The organism is Desulfomicrobium baculatum DSM 4028, from assembly GCF_000023225.1.
In the GTDB taxonomy this organism is placed as follows: domain Bacteria; phylum Desulfobacterota; class Desulfovibrionia; order Desulfovibrionales; family Desulfomicrobiaceae; genus Desulfomicrobium; species Desulfomicrobium baculatum.
The window spans coordinates 2,338,681-2,355,464 of the sequence record NC_013173.1; the positions used below are offsets into that span (position 1 = coordinate 2,338,681).

11 protein-coding genes are annotated in these 16,784 nt (G+C 57.7%); 8 read left to right on the forward strand and 3 right to left on the reverse strand.

Going from position 1 to position 16,784, the window contains the following annotated elements; all coding sequences use genetic code 11:
• Positions 1-51: 51 nt before the first annotated feature.
• From DBAC_RS10205 to DBAC_RS10215, 3 genes are all read right to left on the reverse strand, one after another.
• Complete coding sequence (locus DBAC_RS10205) at positions 52-465, reverse strand: response regulator (protein ID WP_050762079.1); 414 nt, start codon at positions 463-465, stop codon at positions 52-54.
• Complete coding sequence (locus tag DBAC_RS10210; protein ID WP_015774215.1) at positions 458-2,116, reverse strand: sensor histidine kinase; 1,659 nt, start codon at positions 2,114-2,116, stop codon at positions 458-460. Before DBAC_RS10210 ends, DBAC_RS10205 begins: the two co-directional genes overlap by 8 nt.
• A gap of 177 nt (positions 2,117-2,293) precedes the next feature.
• Positions 2,294-4,816 carry a sigma-54-dependent transcriptional regulator gene (locus tag DBAC_RS10215; protein WP_015774216.1) on the reverse strand — a complete coding sequence of 841 codons (2,523 nt, stop codon included), beginning with the start codon at positions 4,814-4,816 and terminating at the stop codon, positions 2,294-2,296.
• Between the two features lie 369 nt (positions 4,817-5,185).
• Here DBAC_RS10215 and DBAC_RS10220 point away from each other — a divergent pair, with 369 nt between their 5' ends.
• The 8 genes from DBAC_RS10220 to DBAC_RS10255 all read left to right on the forward strand — a co-directional run bounded on the left by DBAC_RS10220 (position 5,186) and on the right by DBAC_RS10255 (position 16,535).
• A complete protein-coding gene (locus tag DBAC_RS10220) occupies positions 5,186-5,740 on the forward strand; it encodes a CBS domain-containing protein (protein ID WP_015774217.1) in 555 nt (184 codons plus the stop codon).
• A 67-nt stretch (positions 5,741-5,807) separates the two neighbouring features.
• Positions 5,808-7,274: an SLC13 family permease gene (locus DBAC_RS10225; RefSeq protein ID WP_015774218.1), complete on the forward strand. Its 1,467-nt coding sequence runs from the start codon at positions 5,808-5,810 to the stop codon at positions 7,272-7,274.
• Between the two features lie 147 nt (positions 7,275-7,421).
• Complete coding sequence (locus tag DBAC_RS10230) at positions 7,422-7,865, forward strand: response regulator (protein ID WP_015774219.1); 444 nt, start codon at positions 7,422-7,424, stop codon at positions 7,863-7,865.
• Between the two features lie 116 nt (positions 7,866-7,981).
• On the forward strand, positions 7,982-9,664 hold the full coding sequence (locus tag DBAC_RS10235) for a sensor histidine kinase (RefSeq protein WP_015774220.1): 1,683 nt from the start codon (positions 7,982-7,984) through the stop codon (positions 9,662-9,664).
• Between the two features lie 23 nt (positions 9,665-9,687).
• Positions 9,688-12,180 (forward strand): PEP/pyruvate-binding domain-containing protein, encoded by a 2,493-nt coding sequence (locus DBAC_RS10240; protein ID WP_015774221.1) that lies wholly within the window; start codon positions 9,688-9,690, stop codon positions 12,178-12,180.
• A 124-nt stretch (positions 12,181-12,304) separates the two neighbouring features.
• Positions 12,305-14,968: a PEP/pyruvate-binding domain-containing protein gene (locus tag DBAC_RS10245; RefSeq protein WP_015774222.1), complete on the forward strand. Its 2,664-nt coding sequence runs from the start codon at positions 12,305-12,307 to the stop codon at positions 14,966-14,968.
• Positions 14,969-14,991: 23 nt separating this feature from the next.
• On the forward strand, positions 14,992-15,180 hold the full coding sequence (locus DBAC_RS10250) for a hypothetical protein (RefSeq protein WP_015774223.1): 189 nt from the start codon (positions 14,992-14,994) through the stop codon (positions 15,178-15,180).
• 644 nt (positions 15,181-15,824) lie between these two features.
• A complete protein-coding gene (locus tag DBAC_RS10255; RefSeq protein WP_015774224.1) occupies positions 15,825-16,535 on the forward strand; it encodes a hypothetical protein in 711 nt (236 codons plus the stop codon).
• Positions 16,536-16,784: the final 249 nt, after the last annotated feature.

Below are 16,784 nucleotides of genomic sequence, written 5' to 3' on the forward strand. Positions count from 1 at the left end.
GAAAAAATTCCGTTTTATGGTTTGTCGCGTGTACTGGCGCATGGCGTACCGCTAGCGGACCCCTGCTTCTTCAAAAGCGGTGTATGCCGTCTCGACGATTGTCTTCAAGGCCACGGGCTTGAGCAGATAGGCATAGGCCCCGTAGGCCATCCCGCGTATTCCCATTTCTTCGCCGCCATGTCCCGAAAGGAGGATGACCTGGATCTTGGGCCAGGCGAGCTTGATTTCGCGCAAGGTTTCTATTCCATCCATCCCCGGCATCATCACATCGAGGATGATCACATCAAAATGCTCTTTTCCAAGCAGCAGCAGCGCCTCCTGTCCGCTGCCTACTCCAGTGACCTTGAATCCCCTGCGTTCCATGCGTTTGACCAGGGTTTCCACAAAATCCTGCTCGTCATCGACCACCAGCACGGAAGGTCCTGCATGCACGAGCGCAATCTGAACGTCGGTCTTTTCAGTCATGATGTTTCACCGGCAAAAGAATTATGAACTCGGTCCCCTTTCCAGCCTCGGACTCGAAGCGGATGCTTCCCCCCAGCTTGTTGATGATCGAGTAGCTGATGGACAGGCCCAGGCCCGTGCCCTCACCCACATTTTTGGTGGTGAAGAACGGGTCGAAAATTCGCCGCTGCACCTCCTTGTCCATGCCCGGACCATCATCACGGAGGCTAATGCTGACCATATCCGTTTCCGCTTCATATCCGGTCTTCACCGTGATGTGGCCATTGCGGCCGATGGCGTCGATGGCGTTATTAAAAAGATTGAGGATGACCTGCTGGATCTGGGCGGCGTCGGATTGAATGGTCGGCAGGTCCGGATTCAGCGCCCAGATCAACTCGATATTTCTGAATCGGATTTCGTTTTCGAGAAAAGCGGTGGTCTGCTTCAGCACGTCGTTGATATAAAGGTCGTTGCAGACCGGCTCCATGCGCCGCGCAAAACCAAGCATGCGATGCACGACCGTGCCAGCCCGCTCGACATGCTGCTCAATCTTGTCCACGGCATCCACGAACTCCTGAAAATTCGGGCTGGCCTTGACATCCTCCTCTTCGAGCAGGTCGCGCATCCAACCCGCCTTCTCCCGAATGACCGCGAGCGGGTTGTTGACCTCGTGGGCCACCCCGGCCGCCAGCTTGCCCAGGGCGGCCATTTTGCTGGACTGGATCAGCTCCTCGTTCATTTGCGCCTGCTGTCTGCCCGCATTCTCCTGCTGGGCGACGATCATGCGCGTGATGATGAGGGTGCCGAGGATGATCACGGCGAAACCGCCCCCCATAACGCCCCATGTCGCCATCCGCGTCTTGAAAAGAGGCTGGAGCTCTCCGCGCTTGTCCTCTTCAATGACCAGGAGCCATTCCTTTTGCTCAAGCCAGATGCCGCCCACGAAAATTTCTTTCTGCTCGGCCTCGTGCTGCAGGACCTTGGCCCCGGAAAATGGCGTACCGAGCAGGGGCGCATAGATATCCCGACTCTTGTTCCCGAATCTGGGCCGGGTCTGCAGATCCCCGGCACGATTGACAAGATACGCATCTCCCAGATCCCCGAGTTGCAGCCAGCGCACCAAGGAATCGAAAATATCGGAGTCGATGGTGGCCCTCAGAATCCAGACCTTGCCCTTCTCTTGTTTTTGCACGGCGATGACCATGTGCGGAAAGCCACGAAAACCTTCGAATACGTCGGAGACGTAGACCTTGCGCAACATGACTTCATTGAACCACTTCTCATTCTTGTAATTGGCATGGGACAGATTGTAGGGGCCGGAATAACTGACATGCACCCCGTCCTCGTTGATCAGCCCGAGGTCGATAAACGTCTTGGAACTGAGCTGCATGGTGGCGAGAATGCTTTCCAGCAGCTCCGGAGAAGAGAGGTCTTTGACACTGTGGGAGTAGGCCAGTGTACGCAGCTGCGCGATCTGTTCGCGCAAAAAGAGATCAATGCCCTGACGTTTGTTTTCCGCGAGGGTGGCCAGGTTCGTCTGAACCTTGGAGTTGTAGGTGGCGGCGAACATGGAATACATCGTCACGCCCAAGGCAATGAGCGGAACCAGAGAAAAGCTCAGGGCGGTTATGGCAATCTTTGCCCCGAGCCCTTTGAGACCAAGTCCTGACATACCGGCTCCCCCAATCGAAATTCCCGCCGAACCTTGTTTCCATATATCCACAGCGCATCGTATACATATATGAGCCCTTCGGCGTGCGCAACAAGGCCGCGCCGCAAAAAGTCATCATTCCCTTGAAGAAAGCGAAAACCGGACTTGCCGGCCGTCGGTGAGAGGCGGCCTCATTATCTAGACTCTCGCGTTATCGGCCGGACGCACATAGCGGGTCGCGGGGCCCTGGCCGACACGGGTCAACAATCCCCGGCTGACCAGATCCTGCAGGTCATAGCTCGCGGTTCGCTTTGAAATTCCACCATCCAGGAGACCGAGCAGATCCTTGCTCGAAATGCTCCCGTGCTCGCGCACATATTCGCATGCGATGACCTGCCGGGAATTCAGGTCAAAAGGCAACCCGCCGTCATTTTGCGCGTTATCGTATTTAGCAGGCATTGAATTTTCAAAACCGTCCCCATTCTCCCGCGCAAACGAATCCGCGCTCTCGTCCTCGCCCTCGTTACGCGCCTTGCCGTTGATGCCGAGTTGCTCGGACTGTATCACCCGCCCCTCGGACATGACGGCCGCCGTGATGATCACGTGCTTGAGTTCACGAATGTTGCCCGGCCAATCATAGGAAATCAGAGCTTTCAAGGCTCCGCGTGAAAGGGCCAAGCCGGTTCTTCCAGCCATGTGCTCCCCCTCTTTCAAGAAATGCATGGCCAAAAGAGGGATGTTCTGGCGCTGCTCCCGCAGCGGCGGGGTCGTGATGGTGATGACCTTGAGCCGGTAATAAAGATCCTCCCGGAATTTCCCCGTGCCGATCAGGGCCTTCAAATCGACATTGGTGGCCGTGATCAGACGCACGTTCACGTCCACATCCTGGTCGCTGCCCAGTGGTTTGATCTTGCGCAGGGAAAGAGCCCGCAACAAGGCTTGCTGGACCTTCAGGGATGCGGACTGAATCTCGTCCAGAAAGAGCGTTCCGCCATCGGCCTGCAGAAAAGCACCGCGCCGGTCCCCCTTGCCGTCCGTGAACGCACCTTTGACATGACCGAAGAGGGAGTCGAGCAGAAGATTTTCATCCAGTTCACCGCAATTGATGGAAATGAACGGCTTGCCGTTTCGCGAGGAAAGACGGTGCACGGCTTCGGCGGCCAACTGCTTGCCCGTGCCGGTCTCGCCTTCGATGAGCACGTCCACTTCGACCTGGCTGGCCTTGACGATGTCTCGTTTCATCTGCTTCATAAACGGCCCCGCTCCGACAAGTTCGGGGAAGCTCTCGTCCAGCGTGGAGGCGGCGGGTCCCATGCTGAGCTCCACAGGCTCTTTCAAGGTCACGGATTCGATCTTCAGGTCCTTTGATTTAATCTCCTCAAACTGCGCCTGCAGCGTCCGGATCATGGAATTGATCGAATCCTTGAGCATCTCTGCCTCGTATCCCGTCTCGACCAGCCGAACCTCCTCCCACTCTCCCTTTTCCGTCAGATTCTTCACCGCATAGGCGAGCTCCTGCAGGCCGAGCGTGGTCCCCCTGGCCACCAGAGCGATGGCCAGCACCAGAACCAGCACGGAGATGGCACTGATGATGAGCATGACATCGATGTGCCTGTATCCTGCAAGATCGACCAGCACGCTACGGTCCTCGTAAGCGATTCCACCGATGACCGCTGCGTCCTGACCCGGCGACAAGCCCAGGCGCACCGGTGCGTAGGCAAGAAAATGTTCACTGTAGGGAGAACCTGAGTCCGCGCGCTTGAGCGGGCGGACAATATCTTTGTGACCCTTGCGAACATCCTCGACGGTCCGCCAATAGTTCTCATTGCGCTCCGAAGGACGGAACGCCTCGGGCAAGCCAGGTCTGCCAAGCGTTCCGGATAGCGTTTTGCGGATATTCAAGGTCCGCAAAGGCGAGTCATCATCAAGCTCCGACTCCGATTGGAATAGCGCCCAGCCGTCGACATCGAAAAAAAAGGTGTAACGCTGAAACTTTGGATTGCGCGGAAAAGCGAAGACGGGAGAGTTGGACGATTCATAGAGAGACAATACATTGCGGATCACCTGGGCGTTCAGGGAAAGATAGGCGTACCCGCCCAATTCCCCAGCAGGCCCCACATAGGGCGTGACCATGCGCAACGCCACGCGGGACACACGTTCACGCGGGTTTTCAGCGCTCGGATACGGTGTCTCCACCTCCCCGAACTCCGACAGCCATACTTCCCCGGCTTTCAACCCGCGAACATGCTCATACAGAAGCGCTGGACCAGGCCGAATGCCGTCCACTTCCTCCTGCGCCAATCGCCTGCTTTCCCCTTCGCGGCTCACAAAGACGACAGGCTCCCCTTCACGCAAGGGCATGAAGCCAAACTCCACAAACTCCAGCCCTTCAAGCTCTCGAAGATCCTTCAGATAGGCGGCCACGCCCTCCGCGTTCATCGGGTTGCGGGCTACAAAAAGCAGATGCCGCTTGCAACGTTCAAGCAGCGCTTCCACCGCGTGGGCGGTGGTCACGGCATGAATCCGTGAATTGCGTTCAAGGGCGAGGGAAATGAACTCCGAAGAAGCCCAATAGGTCGCATACCCCATCAGCGCGAGCACTATGAGGGAAGTGGGGATAAGCGTCACGAGCAGGCGCGTCCTCAGTTTGCGCCTGACAGGCGTGGATCTGACGCGCCATACCCGGGGCAACCATTCCAAAAAGACCTTCAGCTTGACCATACTCCCTCCCACTTTCCGATCCTTTCAAACGCGCCGCAAAATCGTGCAAATTAGCCTTCCTGCTAACAGATGCAGCGCACTTTGTTCAAGAAGAAAAGAAGCAATAAGCAGCAAAATTATGCAATTTTATTAATTCTTCATCGAGAATAAAAAATCATTGTGAAATTTATATCAAAATAATTATCATTTAAAACAAATTGTTAAATATAAAAAAACATATCGCGCAAAAAAACTTGGCACAGGAATTGTTAATCTCATCACAGCGTTTGCAAGATTATTTTAAGACTTGAAATCGGCAATAACCCTGCGTCGGAAGCGAAGATGGTGCACACTCTTCAACTCCGGCCCAACCCCAAGGAGCGATGGATAATGGAAGCATCCGTAAAAGACTTTATGGTCCCCATAGCCAAATTCCCCAGAATTTCGGACACGGCCACTTTCTCGGGAGCGGTCATGGCCCTGGAGCGGGCCAACGAGGAATACCTTTCCGGGAAGCGTGAACAGCGCATCCTGCTGGTGACCGACAGTGAAAACAAGGTCGTCGGCAAGCTCTCCCCCCTCGACGTGGTCCGCGGACTCGAACCGGACTACGAAAAGCTGGTCGACGAGCAAAGCAGCGTATACGTTGAAAAGTTCAGTTACGTGATCCAGCCCATGAAGGAGCAGACCACCCTGTGGGCCAAGCCGCTCGATGACCTCTGCACCACCGCCAAGGACATCCTGGTCAAAGATTTCATCCAGCCTGCAAAATCGTCCCAGATCATCGATCTGGACGCGAACCTGAACAATGCCTTCCACCGCTTTGTCATGTTCAAGCATGACTCTCTTTTCGTCATGGAAGGCAAGAAGCTCATAGGCCTTTTGCGTTTTTCCGACGTGTACAAGGAAATCGGCCGCAGAATCAAAGAGTCCTGCGGCCTTTGATACGCAGTTTGCTCAAGCGAAGTTGTCACCGACAAGCTAACACATAGAATATAAAAGGAGAGAATCCATGAGTGCACAAGACGTGCGAGATACTTCCCCAGATGAGCTCCTCATGCACGAGGAAGAGCCCCAGGGTCCGACGCAGTCCACCAAGGCCATGGTCATCAAGCTGCTGATCGCGGCAGGCATTTTTCTCTTGATCTATTTTCTTCCGCGCCCCGAAAGCCTGCCCGTTGAAGGCCACCGGCTCGGTGCCATCCTGGTGCCCGTGGTCTTCCTGTGGGTCTCCGAGGCCATCCCCATCGGCATCACCGCCCTTTTGGCCACAGCGCTCATGATCATTTTCAAAGTCGCCAAGTCGTCTGCGGCCTGGGCTCCCTACGCCAACCACACCGTCATGTTCGTCATGATGATCATCATGTTCGGCGTCATCCTGAACGAAGTCGGGCTGGCCAAGCGTTTGCTCTTTTTCATCCTGAAGTTCGCGGGAACAAAGGTGAAGCAGCTCAGCTTCTTCATCGCCGTAAGCAGCACCCTGCTCTCAACCCTCTTTCATGACGCGACCATCACCATCATCATGCTCTTCGCCATCCTGCCCCTCTTTCAGAGCATGGGCATCACGCCGAAGAAGAGCAACAACCTGAGCAAGTTCTTCATCATTCTCATACCACTCGCGGCATCGGCCGGCGGCTTTGGAACCATGCTCGGCGGCGGCCGCTGCGCCCTGGCCGTGGACATCACGCAGAAATACATCCTGGATACAACGGGTGTGGCTGTAAAAATCGGCTTCCTCAAGTACGCCATCATCGAATTCCCGGTTGCTCTCATCACTGCTGTCGCCACTTGGGCCATCTGTTACCTGATCTTCCGGCCCAAGGAAAAGGAACTGCCCGCTTCCGTCAAGATCGAGTCCATGCCGCCCATGAGCAACGCCGAGAAGGGCGTGGCCGCGATTTTCTCCGCCGCCTTCATTCTGTGGTTCGCCGGCGACCTGACCGGCTGGCACGTCAGCGTGGTCGCGGCCCTTGCTCTGGCCGGGTTTTGCGCCCCCGGCTGGGTCTCCTTCAAGACCATTTGCGACAAGTTCCCTTGGGAGTCCTGGATCGTCTTCGGTTCCGGCGTCTCCCTCGGCGCGGCCATGCTCTCCAGCGGCCTCGGCAAATACCTCGCCTCGGTCTGCCTGCCCTTGCTGGAAGGCCATGGCCAGTTCGTGACCTACTACGGAATCAGCTTCTTCGGTTCGGCACTATCAAGCATGATGAGCAACTCCGCAGCCGTGGCCCTGAGCTTGCCAGTGACCCTGCCCATGGCCAGCATGATGAACATGAGCGTGGAGGCCGTCGGCCTACTCTCGCCCATGGCCACATCCTTCATCATGCTCGTCATCGGTTGTCCTCCGACAATCATCGCCTACAGCACCGGCTACTTCACCCAGGTCGAATTCTCCAAGGTGGCCATCCCCTGGTGTCTCGTCCTGCTCGCCATCTGCGTACTTTCTGCCATGATCTACTGGCCGATGATCGGATTCAGCTAAGCCTTCTGTTCACGGGGAGGGAAAAGCGCCCCTCCCCCCTGCTCATTGATACGCCATATCGGATACGTTATGTGAAAAGAGAGAATTGCATCAATAACGACAAACGGTTGACCGTCCCGGACTGACGGTCAAAACGAGGAGGATATAATGGATAATCTGCCAAGATTGCTGCTGATCGATGACGAAGACCGTTTTCGCGAAACACTGGGCAAGCGTTTGATGGAAACCGGATACAATGTGAGCGGCGCAGCCAGCGGCATGGAAGCGCTGGATATGCTCGCCACCAACAAGTTCGACGTGGCCATACTTGACATCCAGATGCCGGGAATGAGCGGTATCGAAACCCTGGCCGAGATCCGCGCCAAGCACATTGGCGTGGAAGTGATCATGCTCACCGGCCACGGAGATGTGTCTTCGGCGGTGGAAGGCATGCGCCTCGGGGCTTATGACTACCTCATGAAGCCATGCGAGTACGAGTACCTTGTGGTCAAGATCCAGGAAGCCTACAAAATCAAAAAGGATCGCGACGAAAGGCTGCGCAAGGCCGAAGAAAAGGCCCTGCTCGACAAGCTGCAGAAAAGATGGGTCTAGGAGACGCCAGCCATAAGCCGCCATTGCGCTGGCACCTGATTTGACGGGCCGGGGGAAAACTCCCCCGGCCGCTTTCCTGAATTTTTCCTCATCATGTGGGCATACAAGGGGAAAACATGCTCGACGCTGGACGCTCATCACAAAGTCGAAGCCTGAGATACACGGTCGCCATGTACCTGCTCCTGCCGACGTTCTTCATCTTTATCTGCATTTTTTCGTACGCACTTCAGACCCTGGAAACACATTTCAGAACTCTGCGCGAAGCCGAAATCCACACGCTCGCAAACACATACCGCGAACGGGTCGAGCGGGAACTGCATGCAGCCGCGCAAGCGCTGCAGGCACTCGGACCGTCCTTGAAAAACAAGGCAAATATTGAAGCGGAACTCGCTGACGCTTATGAAACGTGGCACAAGGACATGGCGTGGCTGAAAGGCATTGTCATAACGGCACAAGACGGGGAACAGCTCGCCGTTGCCGGGCACCCCGATCTTGGGGATCTCAAGCCCACCCTCTCCGATCTTTCAGGCAGAACGCGGACGCCGTCCGGCCTTATCATCACGAAAATCCGCACCGGGTCCGACGGGCTTACGAATTTTCAGATCGCAGCCCCGTTGCGCAACGATGCACACGGTCGCCTCGCATGCCTGTCCGTGAACGCGGTCCTGTTCAGCGCCCTTCTGGACAAGGAAAGGATCGGCCGCACGGGAGAGGTTTTCCTGATCAACAAGACAGGTATTCTGCAAACCAGATCCGTGCTGCACGGAGGGATCCTGGACAGCGTGGATCCGGACCTGGCCGTGACAGCGCCGCGCAAAGACGTTATTTCCAAGCGGGAATGGAGGGGAACACGGCTATGGTCCAGCATCCTCTCCGTGGCCGGAAACCCCGACTGGCGCCTTGTGGTCCAGCGCGACGAACGGGAATTACGTGAGCCGCTCAACGTTCAAACCGTCCGTTTCCTGTTTTTCGGCGTGCTTGGGCTGGCCATTCTCATCGCCGCCGCGCTGTTCACCACCAAAAAGATACTGGCATGGCAGGAAAACATGGAACAGGAACGCGTCCGACTGGCCGACCATCACATGCAGGTCCGGAAACTTGACGCCATAAGTCAGCTTGGCGTGGGCATCGCCCACGAGGTCAACAATCCCCTGGCCATCATCGGCGAGGAGGCAGGCTGGATGCAGGACGTGCTCAAGCGCGAATCCTTCAAGGACCATCCCGATGCCGGAGAATTGCGGGACGCCCTGCGCCAGATTGTGACGCAGACCGCGCGAAGCCGTGAAATCACCCACAAGCTCCTCAGTTTCGGCGGCAAAACCGATGGCACCATCCGCGACGTACAACTCAACATTCTTGTATTCGACGTCGCCACCCTGCGCCGCCGCGAGGCTTCGCAAAAGAATATCGAGATCCACGAAAAACTGGAACCGGGCCTGCCTGTCATTCTCAGCGAACCGGCCTTGCTCCGCCAGTTGCTCATCAACCTGATCAACAATGCCATGGACGCAATGCCCGAAGGCGGCAGCATCACCATCAGCACGAAGCGCGATGACGACGACGGCGTCTGCCTGCAGGTCGAAGACACGGGATTTGGTATCCCCGAAGAAAACATGCACAAGATTTTCGACCCTTTTTTCACCACAAAGGCTCCAGGCAAGGGCGCGGGACTCGGCTTGTCCATCAGCCACGGCATTCTGCAACGCATAGGCGGACAGGTCTTCGCGACAAGTCGTCCAGGACGGGGGGCAACCTTCACGGTCCGCCTTCCCCTGGAAGCGCGGGCCATGTCCTCGTGACCAGAAAGGATGAAGGCTTGAACATGACGGAGCGCACAGCCACCAAACTGTCCGGGAATGCGCCCGACGCCCGCCAGAAACTGGAACAAAAATACCAGTTTTTCAAAAATCTGCTTTCCCGCAACAACATCGTTCTGGAACAAATGACGTCCCTGGAGCGCATGATCCACGAAGGCGGATCCTTCACCCGGGAAGAGGCCGTGACCCTGGTCGAAGCCATGGCGGAACATTGCCGTCATCTGGCGCAGGACGTGAACGCCCTGTGCGATGGCCAATTCCCCGAACTTTTCGAGAGCATCGAAACTGCCGCCGGGAACGCCTTGAATGCGCTGAACCGGCAAAGAACCTTCGACTTCTCCACTCTCATCCTGCCGCTTGAAGAGATCACCCTGGAACACCTGGAGGAGGTTGGAGGCAAGGCCGCGAACCTGGGAGAAATCCGCAACAAGATCGGTCTGCCCACCCCGTCCGGTTTTGCGGTCACGGCCTCGGCGGCCGCCCTCTTCCTGGAACAGACGGACCTGCTCGACACCTTGCGGCATCAGCTGGCGGCAATGGATTTATCGGACATCGCGGCCCTGGAAAAGGTCTGCGCCAAAGCCAGCGAACGGATCATGACCGCGCCGCTCCCTCCTGCCCTTGAACAGGGCTTGATGGACAAGACACGGGAAATAATCAACCGCTTCGGCCCGAAAGTCCGCCTGGCCGTGCGGTCATCCGCTGTCTGCGAGGACTCGGACGCATCCTTTGCCGGCCAGCACGCCTCGGTTCTCGGAGCCGCCCCGGCGACCTTGAGCCGGGCCTGGAGCGCCGTCGTCGCCAGCGCCTTCACCGCCAGAGCGGTGTTCTACCGCCGGACCAAGGGCTATTCCGAGCAGGACGTGATGATGAGCGTGCTGGTCCTGACCATGATCGAGTCCAAAGCCAGCGGCGTCCTCTACACCATCGATCCGAACTCGGCCCACAGCGACGACCTGCTGCTCGCGGCGGCCTGGGGCCTGGGAGTCAGCGTGGTCGACGGCTCCATGGACGTGGACTTCTGGCGCGTGCGCAGAGAGGACAAACAAATTCTTGTCACGCACGTCGCGGACAAAAAATCCGAATTCGTCGTGCTAGCCCAAGGCGGCATCGTGTCCAGGCCCGTGCAGGAGACACTGCGGGAGCAGCCCTGCCTGACGCCCACGCAGGTCGACATCCTCGCGGATTACGCCCTGCGCCTGGAAGCCCATTACGGCATGCCCATGGACATCGAGTGGGCGCTGGACGAAAAAGACCAGTTGATCATCCTTCAGGCCAGGCCCCTGCAACGCGCCGACGGCTTGAATCAGGCCGAATGCTGCAAACTCGTGCCGGGCCGGGCACCGCTTCTGTTCGGAGGTCAAACGGCCTCCCCCGGAGCCGCCTCGGGCCCGGTCTACATCGTTCAGCCGGACCATGAACTGAGCGCCGTTCCTCAGGGAGCCATCCTGGTGGCCCGGCAAACTTCCCCGACCTACGTCGCGGCCATGGGCAAGGTCGCGGGGATCATCACCGATGTGGGCAGCCCCAACGGCCACATGGCCTCGGTGGCGCGGGAGTTCGGCATCCCGACCCTGGTCGGTGCGGGCACGGGCACCGCTCTGCTGACCCATGGAATGGAGATCACCCTCGATGCCACCAACCAGGTCGTCTATGCCGGCCAAGTCGCGGAAATCCTGTCCAAGCGCAAGCCCGTGAACCTGATGAAGGGCAGCCCCGTGTACAAATCGCTGCAGGAGGCCATGAAGTTCATCAATCCCCTCCATCTGGTGGACCCGCAACTTCCGGAGTTTTCAGCGCAAGGCTGCCGCAGCCTGCACGACATCATCCGTTTCGCGCACGAAATGGCCATGCAGGAGATGTTTCGCCTCTCCGACGGCCTCTCCCCGCACACCGGCGTGGCCCGCGAATTGCGGGCAGTGCTGCCCTTTCGCGTCCTGCTGGTCGACCTGGGGGGAGGCATCACCTCAAAAGCCGCTTCATCCTGGGTTGAGCTGGCCGACCTGCGCTGCGCTCCCCTCATCGCCCTGCTCCAAGGCATGGGACATCCCCGGATTCCCAAATTTGCAGGGCGCACCCAAGAAAACCAGCCCCCGCCCACCTGCTATGCGGTCGTGTCGGACACCTATGTCAATTTAAGCGGACGCCTGGGCAACCACTTCGCCACCATCGACTCGTATTCGGGGCCGGTCATCAACGACAACTACATCACCTTTTCCTTCAAGGGCGGGGCCGCGCAATACGAGCAGCGGGTCCGGCGGACGCTGGTTCTGGCCGGAATCCTGCGCCGCCAGGGGTTCAGGGTCACCCAGAGCGCAGACTCGCTCAGGGCTGAAATCCGCAAGTACGACCAGCGCCGTTTTCTGGAGCGCCTGGACATGCTCGGTCGTCTCCTCGCCGCCGTGCGGGCTTTGGATTGGCGGCTCGACGACGACTCGGAAATCGCCAGGTACGTGGATGCGTTCATGAACGGCGATTACGCCTTCAGCCACCAGTAACTTTTCGCATTCCCCCGAAATGACCGATCCTGTCCGGTTGCCTGGACCCGCCGGTCTGTGTCACTACTCGTTTACACAACACGAGTACCCGGCCCAGCCCTCGGACGGATATCGCGGAGCACGCATGAACCTGATCCAGCGCGTCAAGAACATCTTTTCCCCTCCAGCCCCGACCAAGGAGCAGGACAACGAGCAGGAAGACCTTTTCAGGGCCAGATACCAGGCCTTTCGCAGGCTCCTGTCCGCGAACAACGGCGCGCTGGACTTCATGACGGAACTGGAGGAGGCCGCCCAGGGGCATCGCCACTTCGGCATGCATTTCGTCAGATCCAGGGCCACGGGAGCCACGGCCAAAGTCTACAATATCGTGGAAAACCTGCTTTACCTCGCGCCTGGAAAATATCTGGGGCTGCGCGATGCCCTGCGCACCATACAGGACCAGATTCAACAGGAACTCACGCTCAAGCAGACAAGCCGCCGTCAGGAGCTTGTGCTCGACCTGGACCGGATAACCGCCCATGACGTGGAGGACGTCGGCGGCAAAATGGCCAATCTGGGTGAGCTGCGCAACACTCTGCAGATCCCCGTTCCTGCCGGATTCGCCATCACCGCGCAGGCCTACATGGTCTTCATGCAACAGAGCGGTCTTTGGGACGAGATCAACTGCCTCGTGCTTGGGCACCCCATGGCCTCGCACTTCGGGGCCTGCACCCTCCCCGGGCACTCCGACGATGACGAAGACGAGACGGAAAATAACGGCACCGACCAGCCCATCGCCCTTCTGGAGATGTGCGCCAAGATCCGAGGCATGATCCTCGCGGCCGAGGTGCCCAAAGAGCTGGAAGAGGCTCTCCTCTCCGCCTACGACCGCCTCTGCGCACGCGAAGGCGGGCAGATCAACGTGGCGCTGCGCTCAAGCGCCCTGGGCGAGGACAGCGCAGGCGCGTCCTTTGCCGGGCAACACCGCTCGCTGTTGAACCTGGACCGGGACAGCCTCCTGGAAGGCTACAAGGAGGTCGTGGCCAGCAAATATTCAGCCCACGCCATGACCTATCGCTACATGCTCGGCATCAGGGACGACGACGTGCTCATGTGCGTCGGATGCCTGAGCATGGTCACTTCGAAGGCGGGCGGGGTCATGTACACGTCCAACCCGCTCAACGCCGCGGACAACCGCCTCCAGATCACTTCGGCCTGGGGAATGGCCAAGGGCGTGGTCGACGGCACCGCCACTTCCGATCGGTTCCTGCTCGAAAAAGGCCCCCCGCCCCGCATCGTCGAACGATCCGTGCCGCGCAAGGAATCCGCCCTGGCCTGCTCCGGGACCGAAGGCGTTTGCAGGGTTTCCGTCGATCCGGAGCTGGTGGGATTGCCGACCCTGGACGATGCTCAGATTTTCGAACTCACGGCCATGGCCTCTCGCATCGAAGCCCATTACGGAACTCCCCAGGACATCGAGTGGGCCTACACTCCCGAAGGCCGCCTGTTCCTGCTGCAAACGCGCCCCCTGGACATTCGCCAGACCCAGCCTGCGCCGGAATTGCTGCCGGGCGCACAGCCCCTGATCCAGGACGGGCAGACGGCCAGCTCGGGCACAGCCCACGGAGTCGTGCATATCGTCAAGAAGGACGTGGACATTCTCGTGCTTCCGGAAAAGGCGATCCTGGTCTGTGTCGAGGCGACACCCAAATGGGCCGCCGTCCTGAACAGATGTCAGGGCGTCATCGCCGAACAGGGCAGCGCGGCCGGCCATCTGGCCAACGTGGCCCGCGAATTCAATGTGCCGGCGCTGTTCGGCGTTCACTCCGCAACAAGCATCCTTGAAGCCGGTCAGGAGATCACTCTCGACGCCGACAACAGGGCCGTTTACGCAGGATTGCAGGAAGCGTTGCTGGACCGGAACCCGGCGCGGCCGAACATGATGGAAGGCAGCCCGGTTTTTCAGACCCTGCTGAATGTCAATCGCTTCATCACGCCGCTGGGGCTTCTCGACCCCGACGGCATCGACTTCACTCCGGCCAACTGCAAGACGCTGCACGACATAACCCGCTTCTGCCATGAAAAATCCGTGCAGGAGATGTTCAGTTTCGGCCGCGACCACAATTTTTCTCCCAGGTCGAGCAAGCAGCTCAAGACCATCGTGCCCATGCAATGGTGGATCATCAATCTTGAGGACGGATTTCTCACTGATACCGGCGACAAAATGATCCCGCTGGACAAGATCTCCTCCGTCCCCATGCTTGCGCTCTGGCGAGGCATAGTGGCCTACCCCTGGGAAGGACCTCCCTGCATCGACTGCAAAGGCTTCATGTCGGTGCTTTTCCAGTCCGCGACGAACCGGAACCTGGAACCGGCCATGGCATCCCAGTTCTCGGAAAAAAACTATTTCATGATTTCGAAACACTTCTGTAATCTGCAGTCCAGGTTCGGGTATCACTTCACGTCCGTAGAAGCCCTGGCAGGGCCACGGCCGCGAGAGAACTACATCCGCTTTCAGTTCAAAGGCGGGGCCACGGACCACCAGCGCAAAGTCCGCAGAGCACGATTCGTCGGAGAAATACTTGACGAGTTCAATTTCCAAACACGGGTGCGGGAAGATGCGCTCTTCGCCCGACTGGACGACTGCGACCAGGAATTCATCGAAAATCATCTGGAGATCCTGGGCCACATCCTCATCCATACACGGCAGCTGGACATGATCATGAACAGGGAAGACGTGGTCCAACTCTACAAAAAACGCATCCTGAACCAGCTTCACGCTATGATGGATGCAAAAAACACGGCCTGATTCAGGCCCGCATACGAGGAAAAATGAGCGACAGATCAAATGAAAACACTCCAAGCCATGCCGTCATGCGCGGAGTCATCATCGGCGGTTCCATCGGCATGATCGCCAGTTGGTTCGGCTATGAGCCGGTCAAGGCTTTTTTCATGGGCGTCGTCTGCGGCATCTTCGCCGCAGGCACCAAGATCATGGCCGACAGAATGCGCAAGAAATAGGCCTTGACTTTTGCTTGCTTTGCAGTACTAGCTGAAATCAAGAACCAGCCGCATGCGGATTTAAAATGGTTCCAATGTCTCAAGGTGGCGTTCAAAAGAAACCGACAACCAAATCTGTACCGCAGAGGCGTGTTGGAAGGAAATCAGGAAAAAACCTCTAAGCAGGCGTGTCGGCTGTAAACATCCCTAGGGAACGTCTTTCGATTTGAAGAAAGAGGCGCGTTGGTCAGAAACCAAAAACAAATTGTTGGTTGAAAGGCGCGTTGGAAGGAAACTCCCAAGGTAACACAGGTAACAGACTGTAGAGGCGTTTATTCCAGTCACAATGACAACATGGATGCCAACCGCCGGCCCAGAACCGGCCCGGCGAACAGACCGGAATCACATCGCATTTGGTATTTAGTCATCTCGGTTTTACGCGAGGCGGGAAGCAAAAGTCTCCCGCCTCCTTCTTTTTTGAAACCGCCGCGAACAACCCGGGCCCAAGCCGTCGCACACACCCGGTATAGAAACACCTCCCTCTTTACGCGACCCACATGACGCTTTTTCATTTTTCACCAATGGCCAGGCAGCTTGCATAAGAGAAGCATTTCAGTGTACGTGGGTACGCGTAAACATAAACCAACGCCAATTCAGGACACCCCATGTACTGTAAAAAATGTAAATTCCATTCCTTTGATCATGTCAGCGCATGCCCCAAGTGCGGAGCAGACTGGGAAGAATCCCGCAAGGCTCTCTACCTGAACTGGATCCTCGCCTCGGGAACCAACTGGCTGGTCCATGACGCAGTAGCACCACAGTCCGTGCCCGAGTCTTCAGCAAAGCCGGCGAAAGTCGAGGCTCATACACACAGCATGAGCGCTTCGGCGACGGACTATTTGGCAGCGCCCCCGGCACACCCTGCGGCAGCCGCGACGAAAAATACCGACATCGACGTCTCGAATTTTCCGGATCTGGATTTCAGCATGGCCGAAGCCCCGGCCAAAGACCCAGTTCCCGCGAAAAAAGCCCCGGCACCCAACGCGGACGAGGACCTGTTTCTGGAAACACTCCCGCCCGAAGACATGGTCGAGCTTGACTTCAGCGCGTCCTTCGACACTCCGGCCGCTCCGCAAACACCTGCTCCGGCCAAGGCGAAGCGCGAAGACCTGTTCATTCCGGAACTGGAAGAAATGCTCGCGCCTTTGGATGACGAGCCTCGATCTAAAGGCGCTTCGGCCAAGAAACCTTCATTCTCCCCGGAGACGGAGATTCTTCTTGATTTCGGAACCGATTCTTCGGAAAATCCTTCCGGGAAATCAGGCGACGACGACCTATCCTTCCTGAGTCTCGAAGATCCCAAGAAATCCTCATAGGTTCAGCCACAAGTGCTCACGCAAGAAAACCAGAGCCTCATGCGGGCTCTGGTTTCTTTATGCGCGACTCAATATGCCCAAGTGCAGCGCGGCGCTTGAATGAAGCGCGCCGCCCCCGGTGCAAGCCGGCAAAAGGGCCTGAAATCGTGAACGGAAAAGGGGGAGGCGCTCTTGATGCAGGAAAAAAAGGCTTGACTTTTATGTTTGATTCGAAAAATAAAGCGAGTTTCCGGTGATCAGCGTGAAGCC